Genomic DNA, 18,266 nt, shown 5'->3' with positions numbered 1-18,266 from the left:
CCGCCCGTGGACGTAATTCGCCGTGGCAGGTCTCCTGGCTCGCGGGGTCATAGCCTCTACCCGTCTTCCCAAGGCTATTCGCCTCAGTGACATGAGTGGGGTTGGCTCGCCGCTAACAGTTGCGGGGGCAGCGCCGGCATCGCACCGGCTTCCCTCTTAGCTCCGCTGCGGCAGCGCCGTACGGAGAACCACGACGCGGGAGACAATTACAGCAGTTCGCTTCTTTGTCAACGCCGCATAAAGAAATGTTTATGTCGTTATGTTAAATTTCCGTTGGCATGTTCCAAAGGTCGCCTCGAAAGCGAAAACTGTGGAAGCCTTGAGCGGCCGGTAAATCAAAGCAATGACGCACGGCGCCCTTGTCCAGGAGGATAGGAGTTCGTCGGCTGCCGGCAGCAAACATACCGGCAAGCGCCGTGGTGCTGCTTAGCGCATCATGCGAACCACCTCGGCGTCGAACTTCGGCTCCGAGGTTCCGACCGCTTCGTTGGTGATCTGCTCGCGACCATATTCGGCTCAATGGCGAGGCTGTTGCCCATGTGGAAGCTGTTGGCCGTGATGCCCTCGGTGATATGACACAACGATTTCGGGGGGAGCACACCGAGGCCAGGCGCAGCGGCGTGTTGCGAAGTGATCGAGGCCAATGTCTCGAACTGCTTGTTCGCAGCCCACCGGCTCAAGGTAACCCGGCTCAAACCACCGGGCCAGCTCAAGTCCTGTCCAAATGAGGCCTGAGCGGCAAATCGTCGTGCACGCGCACGGTTTGGCGTTCGATCTTGTGATGCGTCTTGGGCGGACAATCGCCACGGTGCAGCGCGCAGAAGCGGTCCCCAATTGGGAAGCCGAGGGCGGTGAGGGCAAGCCAGCGCCACAGGCGGAAGGGGACTTGGACCTGTTTGCCCTGCTGGACCACAAGTTCGCGACACAGGGCCTCAAGGAGAAGACCAAGAGTGATTATGCGCGGGACCTCGCCAAATTCATCAAAAGCAGCGGGCAGTCAAAGTTCGGCGCCGATTGACATGGAGATAGCCATCGCGGCCGACCGCCCAGGCGGACCGCAAGCCGGAATACAACCGGGTGCAGGCGGCCAAGCTCGTCCACAAGATGGCGTCGGGCACACACCGGCGATGGGAGAGCGGACCGTGGAGTGCAGGAACTTCACGCCTATCCACGCTCCCGTGGACGTGTCCTGCGGCACATCGGCAGCGATATTGAGGAGGCAGTTGAGCTTCTGGTCGAGCACTCTTACCTGCCATTACCTACGCTTAACGTCATCTCGTACTGAAAACGCACCACGCAAGGTCGAGATGTAACATGCGCCCTTCGTGGATGGTTCTAAGCTTCCTCGGGCGCGGTCAATCTGTGATAACGGTCGCTTGGAACCTCCATCACCGCGACGCGATCAAGGTTGGCATATCGCGCTCGGTAGTAACCTTCTTCCTCCACTTCGGCGAAACTACACTGGGGAACGTCAAAGGTCGCAGCTTCCAATCCGAAGAAAGTCGTAGCGGTTTCTTCATCCAAGAAGTTCCACTCATCTTCTCCGTCGTCATATGTGACGCGAACATAGGAGGCCATGCGCGCGGCTTCCTGATCACCCATCTCTGCGATGATGGCATCGCATTCTTTCTTCAGCTTTCCTGAAACCTCACCCTTATCCCAGTCATCCAAAGCCCGATAGATTTCTGGATGATAATACTCTGGCATCTCCTCTACATCGTCACCGATAAGCTCAATGGTGCGGACATATTGCGGATTTATCAAGAGTATTTTGTTGTCAAGGCTCCAACAATACAGCCATGGCCTGCTTGTGTTATTTCTACGCAGATTATGAAGTTCCTTCAACTGACGTAAAATCGATTCACGCGCCTTTTCATCGATAGGATATTGGCGGCTGCCAACAGTCGTCTTGATTCTGAGCGTGCCGTATCGCGTTTCGGCATCGGCAATTGCAAACGGGCTCGTGCGCCACTCCTCGACATCAATCTTCCAGCCCAGCAGCTCCTCGACCGTGCATTTCAACGTGAGACAAAGGTCCTTGATCTGCTCGACGTTCAACTGCGTTTTGCCTGTTTCCCAACGGGCCACAGTCTGTTGCGTCGTTGCCATCTGCTCTGCCAAATCTTTTTGAGTCATGCCCAGTCGAACCCTAAGCTCTTTCATGTTCATAACTCACCTCGCGTGTTCAACACACGCATTGTGGATGAATTAATCTAACACGTCAAGCGTGTTCAAAAATCGCAGCATGTGTTTTTAGGGCGTCTTCGAGGCTCCGGCAGCCGTTCGTGACCACTTGCGCAAGACACAGGGCTGGTACACAGCACGAATGGGGCGATCAAAAATTACTGCTGCGATGCTCGTCATCAGCCAAGCTGCCGCCGCACCTTCCACTAGGGTGCCAAGGTTCGAAATGAGTGCAGACGACCATAGCGAACGGAAGGTCTTGTGCTCAAAAGGAACGAGTGAAGATGTTCTCTTCGCCATTGTGGGAAGCTTCGGGATCGACCGCGGGGCTGGATTTGTTTCGCCTCACTCAACCATGGCCTCGCCGTACAAGCCAAGCTGCCACAGTGGCGCGCCTGCTAACCCAGAAAACTTGGCGGCCTTACAGGCATGCGCAGGACGCGCGAAGCCGCTCAAATCCCCCCAGATGGGTCAGCCATCGAAGACCGGCATCACTTGCCCGTTGAGCGGCTATACGATAGTGCTCCGCGCTAAGCAGGAAGCGCCAAAAATTCGAGCGGCGACTTCATTCTTCTATTCAGGAAGGAACTATGAGGCGGCAGACGCGACCATTCACCGTGGAAGTCAAACAAAAGCGCAATTATCAAAAAGCCGCACGTTCCATCTGGGGCAATTTCGACATCGCCGCGGCGATGGCCGAGACAACAAAGGAAGTCGAGCCGTTAAATCGTCAGCTTGTTGACTCTACTGTCGTGGCCCCTGATGCTGAACCTTTGGACAAACCGCGAGTGGAACATTTCATGGCCAATCCCCTGGAAACCGAGTCAGCAGTAGTTCATAGCGAACCGGCAGACAAAGCGGGAACGCCAAAACCGAAGACGAGAGCGCGGCGGTCGAGGAAGCCAGGAGCTGAGGCGAGCGCCGGCGCCAAGCCGATATCCGCGACCACTGAAGCACCGCCGTCAGCGCGAACAGGCCGAAAGAGCTACTCCGCGAAGGATCGTGCCCAAAAGCTGGCGCAGATCGAGACCTCGATCGGCGGCGGCGCTACTCTCAAGAGCGCGGTGAAGCAAGCCGGCATCTCGGAACAGACATATTATCTTTGGAAGAAGGCGGCGGCGCCTGCGGCGGACAGTGACGGGCTGAAGGATCTCGTCGCGCTCGAGGAAGAAAACAAGCGGCTAAAGAGCCTGCTTGCCGATCGTCTCCGCAAGGAGAATGCGGAACTGAAGAAAAGGCTTGGGCTGGATTAAGGAGGGTGGGCAGCTGGTTCTTGGCTCGCCGCGCTACAGCAACCCCGCCTGCTCGGCCTCGTGGCGCAAATTCTGCCTTGGCCTTGGGCCGATCTGCTGGATGACCAGCCCGGCGGCCAGCGAGCCGAGGTCGCCGCACTGCTTCAGGCCGCGGCCTTGCGTGTAGCCGTAGAGGAAGCCGGCGGCGTAGAGGTCGCCGGCGCCTGTCGTGTCGACCAGCTCGCGGATCCTGGTGGCCTCGATGGTGACGGTCTCGTCGCCGCGCACGATCACCGAGCCCTTTTCCGAGCGGGTGACGGCGGCGATCTTGCAATCCTTGCGGATCTGGGCCAGCGCCTCGTCGAAGCACGCGGTCTGGTAGAGCGACTTGATCTCGTGGCTGTTGGCAAAGACGATGTCAACGGTGCCTGAGCGCATCAGGTCGAGGAACTCGTCGCGGTAGCGGTCGACGCAGAACGAGTCCGACAAGGTCATCGACACTTCGCGCCCGGCGGCGTGGGCGAGCTTCGCGGTCTGCCGGATCGCTTCCTTGGCGCGCGGCGGGTCCCACAGATAGCCCTCGAAATAGGTGACCGCCGCGCCCGACGCCTTGTCGGCCTCGACGTCCTCCGGGCCGAGCTCGATGCAAGCGCCGAGATAGGTGTTCATCGAGCGCTCGCCGTCCGGCGTGACGAAGATCATCGAGCGCGCCGTCGGCGGTTCGCCGTTGAGCGGCCTGGTGTCGAAGGCGACGCCCTGGGCATGGATGTCGTGCGCGTAGATTTCGCCGAGCGCGTCGTTCGAGACCTTGCCGAAGAAAGCGGCGCGGCCGCCGAAGGAGGCAACGCCCGCCGCCGTGTTGCCGGCGCTGCCGCCCGAGGCTTCGATGGCCGGGCCCATGCGGCTGTAGAGCAGTTCGGCGCGCCGCGTGTCGATCAAATTCATCGCGCCCTTGATGATGCCGTTGGTCTCCAGGAACGCCTCGTCGCACTGGGCGATGATGTCGACGATGGCATTTCCGATACAAAGCACGTCATAGTCCGGCATCAATTCATGTCTCCGCCAACGAGCCACCGGCTTTCTGCGATGCCGGCCGGGCGCGGGTCTGGCCAGTGGGAATGGGCTTTCCGCTTGCCAATCCGTTCGGCGCCCGCCCTCACGGGGCGGCGAGTCCTGCCTCGCGCCGCAATTCCTCGGCCCTGTCTGTCTTCTCCCAGGTGAAATCAGGCTCTTCACGGCCGAAATGGCCATAGGTCGCGGTGTTGCGGTATATAGGGCGTAAGAGATCAAGCATCTTGATAATGCCCTTCGGTCTGAGATCGAATAACTCAAGAATGAGGCGCTCGATCCTTCTTTCCTCAACCCTCGCTGTCCCGAACGTGTTGACCATGACAGAAACCGGACTGGCCACGCCGATTGCGTAAGCAAGCTGCAGCTCGCAGACGTCCGCAAGTCCGCTAGCGACGATATTCTTCGCGACATACCGGGCCGCGTAGGCAGCCGAGCGGTCAACCTTGGACGGGTCCTTGCCCGAAAAGGCGCCGCCGCCGTGACGCCCCATCCCGCCGTAGGAATCGACGATGATCTTGCGTCCAGTGAGGCCGCAGTCGCCACGCGGCCCACCGACCACGAACCGCCCCGTTGGATTGACCAGAATTCTGATGCCTTCCGTCTCCAAGTGGGTCGGCAGGACAGGCTTTATGATTTCCTCAATGACGCCCTCGCGGACCGTCTCTTGCGAGACCTGCTCGTCATGTTGGGTCGATACGACGATGGTATCCAGGGCGACCGGGCGCAACCCCTCATAGCGCACTGAGACTTGGGATTTCATGTCAGGACGCAACCAGCCAAGCTGTCGTGCTTTCCGGACATCTGCCTGTCGTTTCGTCAAGCGATGAGCGAGCTGGATCGGCAAAGGCATCAGAGTATCGGTTTCGCGGCAGGCGTAGCCGAACACGAGGCCCTGATCTCCCGCTCCCTGTTGGAGGTCCTGCCCTCGTCCCTCGTCAACGCCTTGGCTGATGTCGGGCGACTGCTCGGTGAGGGCATGAACGACGGAGCAACGCCGGCCGTCAAAGCCGACGGCCTCATCGTCGTATCCAATATCGAGAATCGTATCGCGCGCAACTTGGCTATAATCCACCTGCGCATCGCTGGTAATCTCGCCAGCCAGAACGACCATCCCTGATTTTACCAACGCTTCACAGGCGACACGCGCCTTGGGATCGGTGCGGAGGATGGCATCGAGGATGGCATCCGAGATGTTGTCGGCCAACTTATCCGGGTGTCCCGCGCCAACCGATTCGGAAGAGAACACGAACTGCCTAGCCATGAAATGCCTCGCTTCGGGTGTTGGAGTTGTATGGGACATTTTGCTTAGCCCACCTTACCTGTCGGTGATGCCCGGGACCTCGAACGCAGCGCACAAGTCGGCAACGTCTCTTCGCACGCAGGCATGGAGATCCTCGTCGTCTGGCCGCCGAAGGACGGAGTCAATGAAGCCAGCAATTTGCACCATTTCCACATCGCGCATGCCCATTGACGTCACTGCTGGCGCCCCCAGGCGAATTCCGCTTGTGACCGCCGGATCCCGCGGGTCGCCAGGCACCATATTAAAGTTTGTGATGATGCCTGCCTTTGCTAGTCGCTCGGCATAGGCCTTGCCCGATAGCGGTCGATCACGCAGATCAAGGATCAGCATGTGATTGTCCGTCCCCCCGGTAACCAGGTCATAACCTCGCTCGAGCAGTGCCTGGGCCAGAGCCTTGGCATTCTTGACGGTCTGTTGGCCGTAGCTTCGGAAGGACGGGTTCGCGGCTTCGTGCAAGGCAACAGCTAGCGCAGCGATGACATTCATGTGGGGCCCACCCTGCAGGTGAGGGAAGACCGCCCGATCTATTCGTCTGGCGAGATTGTATTTGCTCTTTGGATGATACAGGGCCTGATAGCGATCTTCGTTCCTGGACAAAATGAAACCACCGCGGGGACCGCGGATCGACTTGTGTGACGTGCTGCTGACCACGTCGCAATGGCGCACGGGATTCGGGTGCGCTCCCGCGGCAATCAGGCCAACGATGTGCGCGATGTCGGCTACGAGATAGGAGTTCGCTTCCAGGGCGATTTCTGCCATTGCCGCGTAGTCAAAGACACGCGGGTAAGCAGTTCCGCCGACCCAAATGAGCCGCGGCCGTTCGCGCTTGGCTGTCTCGCGCAAGCGGTCATAGTCAATCTGCTGTGTCTTTTCATCTAGTCCATAGGGGACGCGTTGATAGTCAGTTCCGGAAAAGTTGATGGCCCAACCATGAGTCAGATGGCCACCTTCCGGAAGGGGCAAGCCCATGACTTTGTCACCGGGGCTCAAAAGCGCACGATAGACAGCCTGGTTGGCCGGCGAGCCGGAATAAGGCTGGACGTTGGCATGCTCGCTGCCAAATAGTGTCTTCAAGCGCTCAATGGCTAGGTTCTCAAGCTCATCAACGATCTCGTTTCCGGCATAGTAGCGCGCACCGGGGTACCCCTCGGCGTACTTGTTCGTGAAAATCGAGCCGTTCGCTTCCAGCACGGCCGAGGACGCAAAGTTCTCTGAGGCGATGAGCTTAAGGGTCGTCCGCTCCTGCCGCTCCTGTCTTAGAAGCAGTTCGTGAACGCGGCAATCAACCGCGGCCAAGGAAGACTGCCCGTAGGTGTCGGGCTGTGCGATCGCGCCGTCGGCGGAGTTGTCCATGGTAGCTTCGCGCTCCAATTGGATGACCTATTTCACGGTCAAGCATGCGGTCCCCTTCGGCCGCGTGTCTCGTACCGCTTCGAGCCGTTGAAGGTCTCGTTTGTGATAGCCATCGCCGTGGGGCAGGAGATCAACCAACAATTGAACCAGCCCGCCGTCCTTACCTCCTGTTTTGAGATTGTACGAGCACCACGGACGTTGTTCGTTGCAGTAAAGAAAGTCGGCTCTGGCCAGCAGCCGGACGTGTCGTACAACGTGCTCACGACGCAGACCCAGAATCTCCGCTAGCTGGCACACAGTTAGGTCCGCGTGCGCGCAAAGGCCTAGAATTCGAAGGCGATCTAAATGCGCTGCCGTCCGTAGGCGACTGACCAGTGTCAGCATTGGTCACGACCAAGCCACTTGGAAAGCCTGGGCACTCGTCCTACTGAATTTGTCATTTCGCGTTCTCCACAGATGTTGCAGCTTTCGAACCAAATTATATGGCTGGTTGCCCACCGACATGACAATCACGGTGGCCGTGAAGATACTGTTGAGCCGAAAATGCTGTGTTCGAACAACCAAGATGGGCGCTCTTCTTGCCATTGCCTTAGCCGAAATTGCTCGCAGTTCGGGGGGGCGGAGAAAAGCGGCGCCACGTTTTTGACCCCACTGATCTCAGACGTTGCAATAAGCCTACCATTCACAGCGAACTGGAGTTGCTAAGAGTCTATGAATTTGCTTGAAGGATCTGTTGCAACGTTTGCCCAACCCGCTCTTGCTCTCGGCACACATCGCTCATGCCTTCGCCGTCCAAAAGACGGGCCACGGAGCGTAGCCGTTCCTCCATCACCGACACTCTCTCCACGGCATCAACAGCTCCGGCCAAAAAGCGGCGACCGCGATGAGCTGGCTATTCAACGGTTGCCAGTTGGAGCGAACGGGTTCGGCAGTCGAATGCGCGTAGCACATTGCTCCCTTTATGAGATTGAACGCCGTGCAGCTGGGGATCTGATGCAAAGCTGAACTCGCCTGGCTACAATTTCGACCCTTACAACTGGACTTCATGCGCAAAGGAAGCACGTCTGCGATTGGCTTGGTGGCGAGCAAACAAATGACGAAAAAAGAGTAGCGCAACGTGCATCTTGGAAAATAGCCTGGATCACGGCCGATGCCAAAGGCAGCTAGTTCGATACAAAATCCGCTTTGATATTCTCCGAAACGCTTATGCCCGGCTGTCCAGCCGCAACCGAATACGCGGCATCGATAGCGAAAGTTTGCGCGCTAGCCATCAGTTCGGTATCGGGACCGACGACCGTAAACCAGCGCTGGCGGTGCGATCCCGCCGTGCGGGGCACGGAAACATTCTCCGCAGAGTGGTAATATTTTCCAGTATCGCCTCGACGATCAATCGCTCGTGCAGTCGCCGCAGCAGCGCGTCGCGCGTTCATGCTCCGCCTGCGAACATGATAAAGACGATGGCGCATTCGCGTTTGCGGAGCAGTCGAATTTCCGAGAGGGTCGCATGCTTCTCCGGTCTCGGCTGACTCACGCGAAAACCGGATGAAAGAGACCCCGCATCGAGCACCTGACGCTGACTGGAGCGGGCCTTGCCGCCTATCGCGAGATGGTGCCGCTGCCAAAGGCGTTCGAGCGGGAATTGCTGGCAAAACTCAGCGCTGGTGAGCGCACCGCGATCACAAATGGCTTGAGTGCGTTCAAGGAGGCCCTGGGCAGGATTAGGCGCTTACCAGTCCATCACCACCTTGCCCGAATTGCCGCTGCGCATCGCGTCGAACCCGGTCTGGAAGTCGTCGATGCCAATGCGGCGGGTGATCAGGCCGCTGACGTCGAGCGGGCCCTGCACTAGCGCGATCATCTTGTACCAGGTCTCGAACATTTCGCGGCCATAGATGCCCTTGAGATGCAGCATCTTGAAGATGACCTTGTTCCAGTCGATCTCGAAGCCGGTCGGCGCGATGCCGAGGATGGCGATCTTGCCGCCATTGTTCATGGTGTCGATCATGTCGCGGAAGGCGGGAGCCGCACCCGACATTTCGAGGCCGATGTCAAAACCTTCGGTCATGCCGAGCGCCGGCATGATATCGCGCAGCTTTTCCTTCGACGCATCGACGACATGCTGGACGCCGAGCTTTTTCGCCAGCGCCAGCCGCACCGGGTTGATGTCGGTGATGACCACTTTTCGCGCGCCGACGCACTGCGCCACCAGCGCACCCATGATGCCGATCGGCCCGGCGCCGGTGACCAGCACGTCCTCGCCGACGAGATCGAAGGACAGTGCCGTGTGCACGGCATTGCCTAAGGGATCGAAGATTGCGGCGATCTCGTCGGGCACGTCGTCGGGGATCGGCACGACATTGTGCTGCGGGATCGCCAGATATTCGCCGAAGGCACCCGGCCTGTTGACGCCGACGCCGAGCGTGTTGCGGCACAGATGCCCCCTGCCGGCCCGGCAGTTGCGGCAATGGCCGCAGACGATATGGCCTTCACCTGAAACGCGCTGGCCGATCTTGTACTCGGTCACCGCCGCGCCGAAGTCGGCGATGGTGCCGACGAATTCGTGGCCGGTCACCATCGGCACCGGCACGGTCTTTTGCGCCCACTGGTCCCAATTGTAGATGTGGACATCGGTGCCGCAGATCGCGGTCTTGTTGATCTTGATCAGAACGTCGTTCGGACCGATCTCCGGCACCGGCACTTCTTCCATCCAGATGCCCGGCTCGGCCTTGGCCTTGACCAGCGCCTTCATCATGTTCGACATTCTTTTGCCCCTTGAAACTCTTGATCCGGAATCATTTTTCGGTTCCAGCCGTTCAGGAAATCACACCGAGTTCGCGCCCGACCGCGCCGAACGCCTCGACCGCACGGTCGATATCGGCGCTGGAATGAGCGGCCGACATTTGCGTGCGGATGCGCGCCTGGCCCTTTGAGCCTCGCTTATGCTCTGGAGCTTGTTCTCTCGCGCCCGAATTTCCGCGGGGATGGCTGAACGGAGGCGATCCATTTGCGGATTTTCAAGTTCGTCGGGCCCGCACCCCCACAAACGCTCAACAAGTTGAACACGTCCTGACCCGACTGGGACTTCAAGTTCGGACCTGAACCTGGCCGGGTGCTTCTGGATGGCAGGGTCCGTCAAGCTGCGGAGGCCATGAGGGAAATGAAAGAGCTACAGATCAAAAACACATAATCGAGCGATGAATATCGCCTGAACATTCCGAACAGCAACAGTTCGTTGGTGACATTGATGTCGACACGGACCTTGGCGGCCACCGATTCGTAGTTGCTGTCGTAAGCGGCAACGCCGGTGATCGCGCCCCAGCCATGTGTGTATTTCAAGCCGCCGACTACGTGCGGAGCGTAGCTGTCGATTGTGCCGACCACGCCCGAGCCTTCTTCGAGCGAAACCACGGCCGAAAAGCCGTTCCCGGCGTCGAAGTAGTACTGAACCACATTGGTATCGAAAGCGCCGTACGGAACCGGCGTCTGGTTGAACGGCAATCAGTGCCGCAGTTGAGCCGAGGAGGAGGCTCCTAATGTTCATTGTTGATCTCCGTTCAAATAGTAAAAGGAATGGACGGTCAGTGAATGAATTCTTTGCTAAGTAAACATTCGATAACGATGCGAATTGAATTGAATTTGAGCGGTTTTGATGCGCTAGTTGTGCCAGATATTCAAGAGAAATTACGTATGATTGGGTATTATTTTTACAAATATGCAATTGTAGTTACAAATTATCTCAGAATGACGCCATTCAACATTTCTGTACAAATCATCGCCGTCATCTCCGCTAGTTGTGGGCGGGGCCGTCACAAAGGCTTCTATTGCATATGACGTGCCATTCTGACGACCCAGCTGCGGCTTGAAGCTCAAGTGTGCCGGCGGACCTTGGTTCGCGCTTCCTTGCTTTTTTGCTTGCGGATCAACCCAAGCACGAACGGCAAACGTTTCGGCTATGGTTCGTCTGTTCGCTTCGCGACAGTTTCGTTCAATGGCGACAGCTTTGTTTGCTGTGAGCCCCGACGTTGAGACATCATGCGGCGGCACCGCTCGGTGCGACGCCGTCATTTTGGCGAACGCGATGGTCGATAATCACGCGCTGAACGCGCAGCCTTCCCGACAGTTGCGCTCGCGGTTCCAAGTTGCTGCGCGACGCGGAACAACCATGGTTCACCGTCGGCTTCGCGATGTCTTTTCCGCACGGAGTTCGGCGGCAGTTCGAGTCGATAAGATCGTGTCAAAGGGAGTGGTGTAGCTGACGGCTTGGTCGCCGCGCTCTCCGGCATGGGACCGGGCTGATCAGCGTGCCACGGCTGGCAGGCTGATGAGCGGATCATCGCTCATTTGGCTGATGGTTTCCAGCGTCATGTACCTGGCGCGCTGCACGGCCCATTCGTCGTTCTGTTCGAGCAAGATCGCGCCAACCAGGCGGACGATGGCGTCATCATTTGGGAAGATGCCGATGACCTCGGTGCGCCGCTTGATCTCACCGTTGAGGCGCTCGATCGGGTTGGTCGAGTGCAGCTTGGCGCGGTGCTCCTTGGGGAAAGTCATGTAGGCAAGCACGTCGGGCTCGGCGTCGTCCATGATTGTCGCCAGCTTCGGCACCTTCGGCCGGATCTGGTCGGCGACGGCGCGCCATTGCGTGCTTGCGGCCTCGGGCGTTTCTTGGGCGAAGGCGGTGGCGATGAAAGCGGAGACGACGCGGCGCCCGCTCTTGCCGGCATGGGCCAGCACGTTCCTCATGAGTGTGGACGCGGCACCTCTGCCATGTCGCGCACAGCACCTTGGTGACGGCCGCCTTGATGCCTTCATGGGCATCGGAGACGACGAGCTTGAGGAAACCGGGGAAATAGGAGCCCTTCCTGAGCTTGGGGATGCGCAGCTCGACGGTGCCGGCCCGCGTCTCCCAGTCGCGCTCGCGATAGCCGTTGCGCTGGGCCGTGCGCAACGGGTTCTTCTCGCCATAGGCGGCGCCGGTGGCGGCGCCAACCTCCAGCTCCATCAGCCGCTCGGCGGCAAAGCCAATCCTCTCGCGCAAGAGGTCGGAATCCGGAGTCTTCTCCACGAGCGCGCGCAGGTTCATCATGTCGGTCATCGATGGTTCCTTCGAATCAGGTTGGTGTCAGCAACCCGACCTTACCGGCGAACTGTCGATGACCACCGCAAAGCCGCTCGCTCGCTACAGCGCTATCGAGGGCGCGCTCGCGAGCGGCTTCGCTACCGCCGAGCTACACCACCTGTAGGGACGCGACCAGGACTGGACTGACTCCTCTGGTTCCAACCTTGTCCTGCTTACTCCACCGAACGACATTGTGAGCGTCGCCTCTCTGATCGGCCTCCGTACGCTGCCATGAATTGCATGGTACAAAGACATACGAGTTTTGGTTTCGTCCTCTCGGGCGCGCCCGACAGGATGAAACTGGGAACTTTTTATACCATTGTAATTGCTACGTAATGTGGCCTAGACAAAAGCTGGGCTAATCAGCTAGGTATGATGTCGTTAGCGTGGTTGGGCCACCAGCAGGTCGACGCCAAGATCGACACGCGCAATTTCCCGCGCTACGAGAATGTCAGTGACTGCGCGCTCTTCCTCGGGCGGTCTGGCTGCGCCGTCTAGAATCTGAATGCGTCTTGCGCCGACCCGTTCAGCAATGAGCTGTTCGGCTTGCCGCATTGATGGCGAAGCAAGCTCAAGTACGTTTTCGCGCATCTCACGCGCCGCTTCGCGGACTTCCGCAAAACGCTTCTCGGCGAACTGCTCCTTAAAGAGCGCAGCGAGATCATCAAATGTTTGAACTTTGGTGGGCTTGGGTTTCGAGCAAAAATATCCAGTTGCCAGTCCAAGTTTATAGGCAAGGCTGTGCGCTTTGTCGTCTGGCAAGGGCCCAATTTCCCCTGGTGAGAGGAAAATGGACTGCCGTGCTACGGTTGCTCCATTATAAGAGCGGTCGAAATCGCTGATGTTTGCAATACAAGGAGCCGCATAGAAGACGTTTGACGGATAGCGCGCCTCAAGCCGAAGAAGCAGTTCATGCTGACGCGACACATCCCTGCGCATCATCGCAATCCGAAAAAATGGTATCGACAAACCGGGACAATGTCCGCTCGCAATCTCAAAGGCAGTTCCTCGCTTCATCAGCTCCGGAAGCTTGTACTGGAAAAACAGCGGAACCCCTGGGAAATTGATGCGGATGTCAAAGCCAGAATGCCCTTCCTGTATGAGGTTTGGAAAGACCGGCGCGCCTACAGGTGCGGCTGACGATGACCGGATAAGGTTTTCGGTGAAGGCATACCCAAATGAGAACTCCGTGTAGCCCACCTTCATTCAATTCTGCTTTCGTGCTGAAGTTTATCCGGGGCTCTTTGTCTGCAGCCGAGCAGACCCTATAACAGAAAAAACTATGTATACTTGCAATAGTCTGAGCTTATCGATTCCTCGGATAGATATTTCAAAAGCTCACCCACTCTTCTGGCTGTAGAATGGGAATGGGAAGCTTCCGTTCGAGAAAGGCATGTTCCGGATCGGGCTCGAAGGTGAAGGCCAGTTCGTGTCCGGCCGAACGATATTGCGTATGCGGCCGTGCCGACCACGCGCGCGTGCGGGCCTCCCGCCCCGACTTCGTACATCAACAGCGCCGGGATTTCCTCCAGCCGGCGCAATGTTTCAGGGCGCGCGAGGTCGATAGCCTCGGCCTCGGCGCCGCTATATTCCTTGACCCGGTCAATGGTTGACGTGAACGGCGGCGTTTCCCACCACTCGCCGTGGCCCGAGACAAGCAAGTTAAACATGGCACACCACCGACCTCACGCCGCCTTCTCCATAGACCACTTCACCCGTTCGGCGAGAAAGGCGGCGAACGTTTTCACATTCATATTGCCGCTCGCCTCCTCCAGCCCTGCGAGGTAGGCCTTCCGGTCATCGACTCTGACGACTGTCCAGGGGTAACCGCCTGAAGCCAGCATCGCGTTCATGAGGAACCGCGCCATTCGTCCGTTGCCGTCCGGATAGGGGTGCACATAGCCCACAAGCCAATGCCCCAGCACGGCACGCACGGAGGCCTCCTTCTCCGCCTCCAGCAGGTCGAACAGCTCATTCATACCATCGGCCACCGCTTCGGTACGCGGCGGCACGTGCTGCGAGCCGCGCAGGTACACAGGGTGATTGCGATATCCCGCAAGCGCGCTGGCTTTGAGGATGCCGGCGGTCACTGACGGCGCGAACAGCTCCCGGTACCACTCCCGGTGAGTGTCCCGCGTCAACGCGCCGGCTGGCTGGCCGTTGATGATCGCGGCAACAGAGTCTTTGACCTTCTGGAATGCGAGGTAGTAGCCACGCGCGGCAAGCGCATCCCGGTTCTTGCGGTCCTCTTCATCAATCTCCGGATTCCAGCTCCCCTCGCGCACCCGGTCGATGAGTTCCGGGGTGACGCTGTACCCTTCTATCGACAGCGAATGGTAGGCGTCGCTTTCGTAGATATCCTCGACGAACTTCATATAGGCGTCTTTGTCGGACGGCAGTCCGGGTGCCTTCGGGAATATCTCGATGATGGCTTCGCGCTGCGATTGCCAGATCGCGCGCAGGCGGGCGACCAACGGCGGTACGCCCGCCGCAATGGTTGTCACTCCAATTTGTCCCGCGAACGGATCGGATTCGCGCACGTCATAGCCGGCGGCTTTGAAGGCGGCCACGATTTCATCGGCAAAGGAGTCGCGTCCTACGCGACGGAAGGCCCCTGCAAGCCGTCCCGCCACGGCGGAATGGCCGCCATCAAGCAGCAGGGCCAGAACGGTTGATACGTCGCGCACCGATGCCATGGCGATCTGCATCTCGATAGGGGTGCGCTGGAAGAACGCTTCCGGCACCCGGGTAAGGGCGGCCTCGACAGTGAACACGCGCTGGCCGTTTTTCTCTGTCAGTTCGGCCGGCATCTCCTTGACCTTGAGGTCATAGAGCGAAGTGCCGAACAGCAGGTCGATTTTGTTATTCGTGCCTTTGGGGGTGTTCACCACCACCTGAGGCGGAATAGTGGGCGCTTCCGCGTGCAGAAGCAGCGACTGCTCCGGTGACAGGAACCAGTCCTTGCCGAACCGGTCATTGCAGTAAAGGGAGCAGAACTCCCAGAAGCTCGCGTACCAGGGGGTGGTGTCTTGCTGCTGTGCCTGCGGGCCGGTCGACATGAGCCAGCCTTTGATAACATCGCGCAGGAACCCGTTCTGCAGCAGCCGCTCCCGGTGGACGCGGGTCAGCTCATCTGATTTGAATATGCGCCGCCCACCCTCCTGCAGCTCTTTGAGGACGGCCAGTGATTCAGCGAGTTTTTCATGGGGCTTGGCCATGGCCGTGCCTCTGCAAGTTTTTAGAGCTGTGCGATTACAAGTATATAGTGCTGATAGGCGACAAGTCAATGATGCTGTGGAGTTGCAAGTTTTTTAAGTCGTGCGATAACAAGTTTTTTATGCGATAATCGGTAATAACCTAGTTAAAACAAAGCTTTGATCGTTTCCATAGCTTTGTCTGGGCGAAGGATCGTTACCCGGATGGGCCGAGACCCAGCTCCCCGCAGGCTACGCAGGGGCTCGGGGCGAGCCTAGAGCCTGGCCCTCCGAAGCGCTTCGAAGAAGGACGCGCCTCTTTGAAAAACTCGCCCGTTGTGCATCGTGGGTACCCGGTAAACGCGAATTCTCAAAGAATGATCGCCGCAAACTAGATCTAGTCAGGTGTGCACAGTCGCCGACGCCAAGATCCCCTTGTTGATAATCGCCGCCAACGGGATTCTTGCTCGCGCAATATGATCCTAGATTCCACGCGATTGGCGGTGCCTGGCTCCCGCCGCTAATCGTCTGCTGAACCGAAGATCATTCACCCATCGACGAAACCAGAGCCACAAATGCGGTCAGGATCAGATGCTTTTGTCATAAGCACCGGCCAGCGAACATGACCCTCCGTTGGCTGAAATCGTCGGCGATAAAATGGGGCCGCCTATCGCAAGCCTGATTCTCCTATGGGGTGTTTCCAAATCTTTTCGAACACCAGAAGCTTGGCCTGGCGCACCGCTTCCTCAATCGATCCCCCGATCGCCAGATACGCGGCTATCGCGCTGGCCAGGGCACAGCCGGTGCCGCGCATCGTTCTTGCCAGCCGACGAGTGTCAAGGCGCACGGGTTCTTGGTTGGGTCGAACGAGAACATCCGTTGAGCGAGGTCCTGAGCCGTGGCCGCCTTTGATCAGCAGGGCCTGAACCCCGGTGGCGAGCAGTTGTTGTCCTTGTTGAAGCGCGCCGACCTCATCCACCGCTAGCTCTGAGCCGGCAAGAAGCGCCAGTTCCATAAGATTGGGTGTGACGATACGGCAAAGTGGCATCAGATGCTGCTTCATGATGGGGATGGCGCTTGCTTCAAGAAGCGCTCGGCCTGACGTGGAAGCCAGCACCGGATCGAGGACTGCCGGTATGCCCGGATTTTCGCGCAGCACAGCGGCAACCGCGGCGACGATCTCAGCCGTTGCGAGCATGCCGATCTTGACGGCCGCCAGCTTGTTGGCCTGCAGCGCTGCACGCATCTGATCGGCCACCAAACCGGGTTGCAGATGAAGGATGTCCGCGAGGATGTCGTGTGTTTGCACCGTCACCGCAGTGACGGCAAGGCAGCTGCGCACGCCCATGGCGGAGAGGGTCTCGATATCGCGCGCGATTCCGGCACCCCCACTGGAGTCCGATCCGCCGACGACAAGTACATGCGACTCCTGCCTCAGCGCCATCGGGCGGTCTCTTTTATCCACTCTCTGGTGCGCGCTTCAGGGTCAGGATTCAGCGTGACGTCGGTGACCACCGCGGCACTGTCTGCCCCAGCATCGAATACGCCGTCGAGCCGGTCGGGGTTGAGGCCACCGATGGCGACCAGCGGGATCGGCGCGACCCGTCGTTTCCACTCGCTGAGCCGTTCAAGCCCTTGCGGCGCCCATTTCATCTTCTTGAGGCTAGTGGGATAAATAGGCCCCAGGGCCACATAGTCCGGCTCGGCCGCTAGCGCCGTTTCGAGTTCGGCGTGATCGTGGGTCGAAAGCCCGAGCTTCAATCCGGCGTACTTAATCGCCAGCAGGTCAGCCGCAGCCACATCCTCTTGGCCGAGATGTACGAAGTCGCAGCCTTCCTCAATGGCGAGCCGCCAATAGTCGTTGACGATCAGTTGGCAACCATGGACCGCGCAGACGCCATTCGCACGGCGGATATCCGTCCGTAGCGTGCCCTCGTCCCTATCCTTGATGCGCAGTTGCACCAGCCTGACGCCGAGTGGCACTAGCCGCTCGATCCAGTCAGCGCTGTCGACGATCGGGTAGAAGGGATCGAGCTTCATGAAAAAACTGCTCTGCCGATCGTCGGTGTCGATGGCACGGCGACGTCGCGCGGTTCGAGCATTCCCGAACTGAAAGCCTCACGGCCGGCGTCGACCGCCTTGCCGAACGCACGCGCCATGCCGACCGGATCGGCCGCCCTGGCGACCGCTGTGTTCAGGAGGACGGCGTCAAAGCCGAGTTCCATGACGGTGGCCGCGTGCGAAGGTCGTCCCAGCCCCGCATCCACAATCAGCGGGACGCCAGGGAAATGTCCGCGCATCGAGCGCAGCGCTGTGATGTTGACCGGCCCCAGCGCCGAACCGATCGGCGCGCACCATGGCATCAAGACCTTGCAGCCCGCCTCCAGCAGCCGCTCGGCGACGACAAGGTCATCGGTGGTATAAGGGAATACATCAAAACCGTCCTCGCACAGGATGCGCGCGGCTTTGACCAGGCCGAACACGTCCGGCTGCAGCGTGTCGTGATTGCCGATCACTTCGAGCTTGATCCAGCTGGTGCCGAAGACCTCGCGCGCCATTTTCGCGGTCGTGACCGCTTCCTTGACAGAGTGACAGCCAGCAGTGTTGGGCAGGATTCTGACGCCGAGCGAGCGGATCAGTGACCAGAATTTTTCGCCAGCCCTGCCGCCTGCCATCTCGCGGCGCAGCGAGACGGTCACCACCGAGGTTCCCGACGCCTTGACGGCCTCGGCAAGGATGGCCGGCGAAGGATATTGAGCGGTACCGAGAAGCAGGCGCGACGGAAGCTCGGTTCCATAAAGCTCTAACATGGT

Annotated in this window: 16 protein-coding genes, 2 pseudogenes and 1 riboswitch; of the genes and pseudogenes, 4 read left to right on the top strand and 14 right to left on the bottom strand. The window is 59.0% G+C overall.

Annotation, left to right across the window (positions count from 1 at the left end; translation table 11 throughout):
• Positions 1-7 precede the first annotated feature (7 nt).
• A riboswitch (cobalamin riboswitch) is annotated at positions 8-208 on the bottom strand.
• A 555-nt stretch (positions 209-763) separates the two neighbouring features.
• A complete protein-coding gene (locus tag NKH50_RS26290) occupies positions 764-1,018 on the top strand; it encodes a hypothetical protein (RefSeq protein ID WP_352468275.1) in 255 nt (84 codons plus the stop codon).
• 317 nt (positions 1,019-1,335) lie between these two features.
• On the opposite strand, the gene NKH50_RS26285 is transcribed toward NKH50_RS26290, so the two are convergent.
• Positions 1,336-2,169, bottom strand: a complete 834-nt coding sequence (locus NKH50_RS26285) for a helix-turn-helix transcriptional regulator (protein WP_352706643.1) — start codon at positions 2,167-2,169, stop codon at positions 1,336-1,338.
• Positions 2,170-2,253: 84 nt separating this feature from the next.
• Positions 2,254-2,484, bottom strand: a complete 231-nt coding sequence (locus NKH50_RS26280; protein ID WP_352706641.1) for an MFS transporter — start codon at positions 2,482-2,484, stop codon at positions 2,254-2,256.
• A gap of 290 nt (positions 2,485-2,774) precedes the next feature.
• Between NKH50_RS26280 and NKH50_RS26275 the strand changes: the two genes are divergently transcribed.
• Positions 2,775-3,437, top strand: a complete 663-nt coding sequence (locus NKH50_RS26275) for a transposase (protein ID WP_352881936.1) — start codon at positions 2,775-2,777, stop codon at positions 3,435-3,437.
• 33 nt (positions 3,438-3,470) lie between these two features.
• Here the strand turns inward: NKH50_RS26275 and NKH50_RS26270 are convergent, their stop codons facing one another.
• The 5 genes from NKH50_RS26270 to tdh all read right to left on the bottom strand — a co-directional run bounded on the left by NKH50_RS26270 (position 3,471) and on the right by tdh (position 9,901).
• Positions 3,471-4,463 (bottom strand): adenosine kinase, encoded by a 993-nt coding sequence (locus tag NKH50_RS26270; protein WP_352881933.1) that lies wholly within the window; start codon positions 4,461-4,463, stop codon positions 3,471-3,473.
• A 109-nt stretch (positions 4,464-4,572) separates the two neighbouring features.
• Positions 4,573-5,748, bottom strand: coding sequence for a methionine adenosyltransferase (gene metK / locus NKH50_RS26265; protein WP_352881931.1), 1,176 nt, complete (start codon positions 5,746-5,748; stop codon positions 4,573-4,575).
• 54 nt (positions 5,749-5,802) lie between these two features.
• Positions 5,803-7,140 (bottom strand): serine hydroxymethyltransferase, encoded by a 1,338-nt coding sequence (gene glyA / locus NKH50_RS26260; RefSeq protein ID WP_352881929.1) that lies wholly within the window; start codon positions 7,138-7,140, stop codon positions 5,803-5,805.
• Positions 7,141-8,303: 1,163 nt separating this feature from the next.
• The gene (locus NKH50_RS26255) at positions 8,304-8,570 is read right to left on the bottom strand and encodes a hypothetical protein (RefSeq protein ID WP_352881926.1); all 267 of its coding nucleotides are present in this window, start codon (positions 8,568-8,570) and stop codon (positions 8,304-8,306) included.
• Between the two features lie 296 nt (positions 8,571-8,866).
• Positions 8,867-9,901 carry an L-threonine 3-dehydrogenase gene (gene tdh, locus NKH50_RS26250; RefSeq protein WP_352753310.1) on the bottom strand — a complete coding sequence of 345 codons (1,035 nt, stop codon included), beginning with the start codon at positions 9,899-9,901 and terminating at the stop codon, positions 8,867-8,869.
• On the opposite strand from tdh, the gene NKH50_RS26245 reads away from it, so the two are divergent.
• On the top strand, positions 9,891-10,070 hold the full coding sequence (locus NKH50_RS26245) for a hypothetical protein (protein WP_352753309.1): 180 nt from the start codon (positions 9,891-9,893) through the stop codon (positions 10,068-10,070). The genes tdh and NKH50_RS26245 overlap by 11 nt on opposite strands.
• A 280-nt stretch (positions 10,071-10,350) precedes the next feature.
• Here NKH50_RS26245 and NKH50_RS26240 read toward each other — a convergent pair.
• Together NKH50_RS26240 and NKH50_RS26235 are read right to left on the bottom strand one after the other, a co-directional pair.
• Positions 10,351-10,629: pseudogene (locus NKH50_RS26240) on the bottom strand (porin); the annotation flags it as partial.
• A gap of 807 nt (positions 10,630-11,436) precedes the next feature.
• Positions 11,437-12,235 (bottom strand): annotated as a pseudogene (locus tag NKH50_RS26235) (transposase).
• Here NKH50_RS26235 and NKH50_RS26230 point away from each other — a divergent pair.
• Entirely contained in the window at positions 12,225-12,383 is a 159-nt protein-coding gene (locus tag NKH50_RS26230) for a hypothetical protein (protein WP_352881922.1), read from the top strand. The pseudogene NKH50_RS26235 and the gene NKH50_RS26230 overlap by 11 nt on opposite strands.
• Positions 12,384-12,640: 257 nt before the next feature.
• Here the strand turns inward: NKH50_RS26230 and NKH50_RS26225 are convergent, their stop codons facing one another.
• The 5 genes from NKH50_RS26225 to NKH50_RS26205 form a co-directional block, all read right to left on the bottom strand.
• Positions 12,641-13,465, bottom strand: a complete 825-nt coding sequence (locus NKH50_RS26225) for a hypothetical protein (RefSeq protein ID WP_352881919.1) — start codon at positions 13,463-13,465, stop codon at positions 12,641-12,643.
• A 479-nt stretch (positions 13,466-13,944) separates the two neighbouring features.
• Positions 13,945-15,477, bottom strand: coding sequence for a Fic family protein (locus NKH50_RS26220; RefSeq protein ID WP_352881916.1), 1,533 nt, complete (start codon positions 15,475-15,477; stop codon positions 13,945-13,947).
• Positions 15,478-16,120: 643 nt separating this feature from the next.
• Positions 16,121-16,897, bottom strand: coding sequence for a hydroxymethylpyrimidine/phosphomethylpyrimidine kinase (locus NKH50_RS26215; RefSeq protein WP_352881914.1), 777 nt, complete (start codon positions 16,895-16,897; stop codon positions 16,121-16,123).
• A complete protein-coding gene (locus tag NKH50_RS26210) occupies positions 16,888-17,493 on the bottom strand; it encodes a thiamine phosphate synthase (RefSeq protein WP_352881912.1) in 606 nt (201 codons plus the stop codon). The genes NKH50_RS26215 and NKH50_RS26210 overlap by 10 nt, the downstream gene beginning before the upstream one ends.
• On the bottom strand, positions 17,490-18,263 hold the full coding sequence (locus NKH50_RS26205; protein ID WP_352881909.1) for a thiazole synthase: 774 nt from the start codon (positions 18,261-18,263) through the stop codon (positions 17,490-17,492). The genes NKH50_RS26210 and NKH50_RS26205 overlap by 4 nt, the downstream gene beginning before the upstream one ends.
• Positions 18,264-18,266: the final 3 nt, after the last annotated feature.

It is taken from the genome of Mesorhizobium sp. M1027, assembly GCF_040318745.1.
Classification (GTDB): Bacteria; Pseudomonadota; Alphaproteobacteria; order Rhizobiales; family Rhizobiaceae; genus Mesorhizobium.
This window is presented reverse-complemented; position numbering and strand designations above follow the sequence as displayed.